The organism is Nocardia farcinica, assembly GCF_029867845.1.
Taxonomy (GTDB): Bacteria; Actinomycetota; Actinomycetes; order Mycobacteriales; family Mycobacteriaceae; genus Nocardia; species Nocardia farcinica_A.
In genome coordinates, this window is the sequence record NZ_JARWRU010000283.1 from 1 (window position 1) to 5,244 (window position 5,244).

Sequence of the window (5,244 nt, forward strand, 5' to 3'; positions counted from 1 at the left end):
GTTCTGCGGAGTGGGCGGGGTGTTCTGCGGCCCGGGCGAATCGGCGACTCGCGGGCGGGACGGGTTCCTCATCTGATCGTAGAGCGGCGTATCGACTTCACGGAATCCGACGTCGAGCCACCCGTGGTACTCGACGAGGAACCGCCAGGCGGGATCGCCGAGCAGCGGCTCGCCGAGGGGCTTGATGTGGTTCCAGTACCACCAGGTGTAGGAACGGCCGAATACGGAAATCGCATCCTTTTCTTCGATGTATCCTTGGGTGGCCCAGGAATCGACGAGATAGAAGAATCGAAGCACCGCGGAGACGGAATCGTAATTCTCAGCAGCCCAATTCTCGAACAGGTCGGCGAAGGTGTCCCGCTGATCCACGTTCTTCAACAGGCGCTCCGCGTGGAGGCGATGCTTGTTCAGGTCGCCCACGAACCACGATAATTCGAGGTCGTGGAGCTTTTCGCGTTGGCGCTCCCGACGGATGACCCATAGATTGATGCCTGCCACGACCGCCGCTGCGATCGCGACGATCAATAGCCCGAATTCCATCCAGCTGCCCAACTCCATCGGTCTCCCCTTCCGGGTCGGATGTGTCTTGGAGTATTTGTCTGTTCGCGCTGAAAACGGCGTGTCCGGCCATGCGATCATCCGGTGAACGTCGCAAGGCGGTGAACGTCGCAAGGCGGCGAACGTCGCAAGGCGATGTTCCGCGCCCGGCCGTCGAATGATCGCTCATCCATGTTCGCGCGAGCCCGGCGACAGCGCACGCGTAGCCGCCTACTCGATACTCGGTATCTCGGGAGGGGAAACGAGTGGTCGACTACTCGTGATCGGCCCGGCCCCCGGGCACCACGATGGAGCACGAGCAGACACCCCCCCTGTGCGAGGTGACCCCCCATGGATGCCGACCCCGAAGCGCTCGCCGCCGCCCGATGCGAACAGATCACCGCCGCCGCGCAACGGTTCGACGAGACCACCGATGCACGCGACGAGGTGGCCCGCCGCCGCGAGGAGACCGATTCCGATGTCGTCGACACCGAGGCGGAGATCCGGGCGCGCGCCGATCACCTGCTCACCTCGGGTGAGGTGCCCGTCCAGGCGGTGATCGAGCTGGGCAGACAGGACCCGGTCGACGGCATCGGCACACTCGAGCGGGTCATCGGATTCGCCAACGAACTGCAAGCGGTCAACTTCCTGCCCCGGGGCGCCAGGGCCGCCGCGGCGGTCGCGCGGATCACGCTGCGCCACCACGGCCGTGAGGTGCCGATCGGCACCGGATCGATGGTGTCGCCGCACCTGCTGCTGACCAACAACCATGTGCTGCCCGATGCCGAGGCCGCCGCGTCGGTATGGGTGGAATTCCGTGCCGAGGTCGACATAGACAACGTCCCGCGCACGCCCGTGCGCTACCAGCTCGCGCCGGCGGATTTCTTCGTCACCGACACGTACCTGGACTACACGCTGGTCCTGGTGGCGCCGGGGCCGGACGGGGCAGCGGCGGGGACCGCCTTCGGCTGGAATCCGCTGATCGCCTCGCCGGGCAAGATCGTGATCGGGGAGGCGATGAACGTCATCGGGCATCCATCGGGGCGGCTCAAGGAGATCTCGATCCGGGCCAATCGGCTGGAATTGCAGCTCGAGCACTTCCTGCACTACATCTCCGACACCGAGCCGGGGAACTCGGGATCACCGGTGTTCAACGACCAGTGGGAGATGGTCGCGCTGCACCACGCCGGTGTCCCGCGCGAGGACGACAAGGGCAGGGTGCTGCGCAAGGACGGCAAGGTCTGGCAGGCAGGCGACGGTGACGACGCGGTCGACTGGGTCGCCAACGAGGGCACGAGGGTGAGCGTGCTGCTGCGCGACCTGCGATCCAGGACGTATTCCCCCGCGCAGCAGGCGCTGCTCGACGAACTGGGGCCGTCGTCCCGTCCCCTCGTCGTGGCCGCGATCGCCCCGGACGCCACGCCGGCGCCCGTACCCGCCGCACAGCCGGTCCAGACCACCGAAACCACCCGCAGCGGTGTGACGGGCAGGACCACGGCCTTCGGCGGACGGCGCAGCATGGTGTTCCTGCACGGACGCGGCCAGCAGCGCCGCGACCCCGCGCAATTGCGCCTCACCTGGACGGCCGGACTGAACAAGGGACTCACCCTCGCCGGTCTCGCTCCCGTCGACCCCGCCGACGTCTGTTTCCCCTACTACGGTGACCGACTCGTCGCAGGCATGAACGCCCGCGAATCCGTCGACACCGGCTCTGCCCTCTACCAGAGCCTGGTCGCCGAAGCCGCGCGCCGCGCCGGCATGCCCACCACCGGGGAACTGCCCGCCACCCCGCGGGAACAGGAGCGCTTCGGCGGCATCGGCTCGGTCGTCCTGGACCGCCTGCACGACCAGCTCGGCTGGATCGCCGCGCGCAGCGGCCTGGATTCGCTGCTCATCGGCGCCATCTTCAAGGATGTCGCCGCCTACCTCGACGACGAACAGGTCCGCAAGGGCGTCCTCGACACCGTGCTCGCCGATATGCCCGCCCGCGGCGAACTCGTCCTCGTCAGTCACAGTCTCGGCACCGTGGTCGCGATGGATCTGCTCACCCAGCTGCCCCGCGAACTCGACGTGAGCATGCTCGTCACGGCGGGCAGCCCGCTCGGCCTGGACGGGGTGTACCGCAAGCTGCTCGGCGGGGGAGCGACCCGGCCCGAACGAGTCGGCCGATGGCTCAACACCTGGTACGCCGGAGACCCCATCGCCATCGGCTGCCCGCTGCGCCAGGCATGGGGGCCGCGGGTACACGACGTGCCGGTGGACAACTCCAGGGAACACGCCCACAACATCGACGAATACCTCGCGCACGCGGTGGTGGCCGGCCCCATCGGGCAGAAACTGGGCAGCTGAGCGCGCTCAGGACCGGACGGCGGCGATCACCTCGGCGGCGTCGAGGCAGGCGATTCCCATCCCGGGCAGCTCGCGATCCGCGTCGGCGGTCCAGCCGGAGATCGCGTCCCGGACCGCCACGGTGCGCAGATCGCGTTCGGTGGCGTCGACCAGTGTGGCGCGCGGGCAATTCGGATAGTTGCATCCGGCGACCACCACCGTGCTCACCGCACGTTCGGCCAGATGCTCCGACAGCCGGGTACCGAAGAAGGCGCTCCAGCGCGGTTTGTACAGGATGTGCTCGTCCCGGCCGATCTGCTGCGCGCGGCCGGCGAGGAGCAGATCCGGGGCGAGAGCCTGGCCTGTCCCGAGACCCTCGGCGAGCTGCGAGCCCGGCGAGTGCGGGGTGGCCGTGCCTCGTGTGGTCCGTCGGCACAGGTCGGCGTTGCTGCCGTCGGGAAGGTACAGGCGTACGACATGCACGATCGGCCGCCCCGTCGCACGGAAGGCCTCTGTCAGCTGCCGGATCGCGGGCAGCACCTCGGCGGTCCCGGCGACGGCGGGAAGGAAGTCGCGTTGCATGTCGATCGTGAGCAGGGCGCTACGGGGGAATTCCGGGCTGGTGTACTCGTCCACGCCGGTCACGTTAGGCAGGCGGGCGATCGCGGTCTTGTACGTTGTTGCGCGCGAACCGGCCCGGCGTGGCCGCGAAGGTGCGCCGGAAGTGCCGGTGCAGGTGGGCCTGGTCGTGGAAGCCGCTCTCGGCGGCCGCGTGGGCGACGGTGTGCCCGGCGGTGAGGAGCTGCTGAGCATGCCGCAGGCGTAGCTGCCGCAGGTAGCCGTGCGGAGTCACGCCGGTGTCGCGGCGGAAAGCGCGCAGCAACTGGAAACGCGGCATCCCGGCAAGGGTGGCCAGCTCATCGAGCGTCGGGGTGTGCAGCAGGTCGGCGGCCAGGTGGCGTTGCACCTTGCGCACCGGCAGCGGCGGAGGAGGGGGAAGCGCGCGGCCGGTGTAGCGGGCGAGCAACTCGGCGCAGACCGATTCGAACTCTTCGTGGAAAGCCAGGGAGTCGTTGTCGCATCGCCTGTGCAGCCGAACGAGACGCGCGGCGAGGGCAGGATCGTGCGGCGTCGCCGACGTGAAACCGGGGCGGTGACCGGCGAGTTCGGTCAGCAACGCGGGCGGGAGGTAGAAAACCCGGTAGTCCCAGCCCTCCTCGATGCCTGGACGACCGGCGTGGATCGTCTCGGCGTCGAGCAACAGCAGGCTCCCCGCGGGAGCGTGCTCGGTGGCGCCGCGATACCGGACGGCCTCCACCCCGCGCTCGATCGCGGCGACGGCGTACTCGCTGTGCGCGTGGGGGACGAAGTGGTGTGTGCGGAAGGACGCGGTGACCAGCCGCATGTCATGCGGGCCGTAGCGGTGCTCGACGACGTTCTCCACGAACTTCCTTTCTAGACGAGGCAGCGGCGCCATCGCTCGCGGATCTCGGCAGGTGTGCCGGCGAGGTCGACACGGCACACGGCCGCGCAACATTTCCCCGACGCGTGGCACGCGGATCCCTCGGCGGGAGCGCTGGATTCAGCGGAATCGCAGGGCGCGACCGGACAGCCCGCCGATTCCCTTGCGGGCGAACTCCGCCCAGGTGTGACGCACCTGGGCCGCGAGTCGATCGGGCACAGGATGCCCGCCGAGCATGGGCGCATCACTCCAGTCACCGCTGAACAACAGCGGCAGCTCCACGCAGTGGCAGGCGCCGAACGGCGCGGCAGGCGGATGCCAGTCGAACCGGAATGTGGCGACGCCGCCACCCGACCGCTCCCACAACCGGGCGAGCTCGGCCGCGGGATCGGCGAACACCCTGGCCGTCACCCGCCGGGTGACCCGCCGGCCGATCCCACGCCCGACCCCACCGAACCGGCCGAGCATCGCCCCACGCGGATCGAGCGCCACGAACGGCGCGGCATCGTGCGCGGTGTAGCCGATCAGCAACTCGACCTCCGACGCCGCGGCCGCCAGCGCGGCACGCGAGGAGATCGGCAACGGGTCCACACCGTAGATCGGCCCGAACGGCATCCCGCTCACCAGACCGAACCGACGCGCGACGGCGATCACATGGCCCTGCGCGGTGAGGATGCGATCGGTGCGGGCGGTGAGCGGATCACCGTCGAGACGCGCGGCGAAAGCGGCACGCATCGCCCGCACCATCGCGCCGCGCTCTGTGCGGGTGCCGGTGGGCGCGCTCTGAGCGATCGCCCGCCGGAACAACCCCTTCGCCGGTGGGGCGGCGATCAACGCCAGCACCGAGTCGGCGCCCGCCGACTGACCGAACACCGTCACCTCCCCAGGGTCGCCCCCGAACGCCGCGATGTTGTCGC

The 5,244-nt window shown here is 69.4% G+C and carries 5 protein-coding genes; 1 reads left to right on the top strand and 4 read right to left on the bottom strand.

Going from position 1 to position 5,244, the window contains the following annotated elements; genetic code table 11:
- Nucleotides 1-558: hypothetical protein (locus QH283_RS05960; protein WP_280502012.1), on the bottom strand; the 558-nt coding region annotated here is incomplete at its 3' end.
- 330 nt (nt 559-888) lie between these two features.
- Between QH283_RS05960 and QH283_RS05965 the strand changes: the two genes are divergently transcribed.
- Nucleotides 889-2,886 carry a trypsin-like serine peptidase gene (locus tag QH283_RS05965; protein WP_280502013.1) on the top strand — a complete coding sequence of 666 codons (1,998 nt, stop codon included), beginning with the start codon at nt 889-891 and terminating at the stop codon, nt 2,884-2,886.
- A 6-nt stretch (nt 2,887-2,892) separates the two neighbouring features.
- On the opposite strand, the gene QH283_RS05970 is transcribed toward QH283_RS05965, so the two are convergent.
- From QH283_RS05970 to QH283_RS05980, 3 genes are all read right to left on the bottom strand, one after another.
- Nucleotides 2,893-3,501, bottom strand: coding sequence for a cysteine hydrolase family protein (locus tag QH283_RS05970; protein ID WP_280502014.1), 609 nt, complete (start codon nt 3,499-3,501; stop codon nt 2,893-2,895).
- Nucleotides 3,502-3,511: 10 nt separating this feature from the next.
- Nucleotides 3,512-4,309: an AraC family transcriptional regulator gene (locus QH283_RS05975; RefSeq protein ID WP_280502015.1), complete on the bottom strand. Its 798-nt coding sequence runs from the start codon at nt 4,307-4,309 to the stop codon at nt 3,512-3,514.
- 138 nt (nt 4,310-4,447) lie between these two features.
- Nucleotides 4,448-5,244, bottom strand: a 797-nt coding sequence (locus tag QH283_RS05980) for a carboxylesterase family protein (RefSeq protein ID WP_280502016.1), incomplete at its 5' end; no start/stop codon positions are given.

Coding starts and splice junctions, on each gene's coding strand:
- QH283_RS05965 (WP_280502013.1), top strand. CDS start 889: ATGGATGCCGACCCCGAAGCGCTCGCCGCCGCCCGATGCGAACAGATC.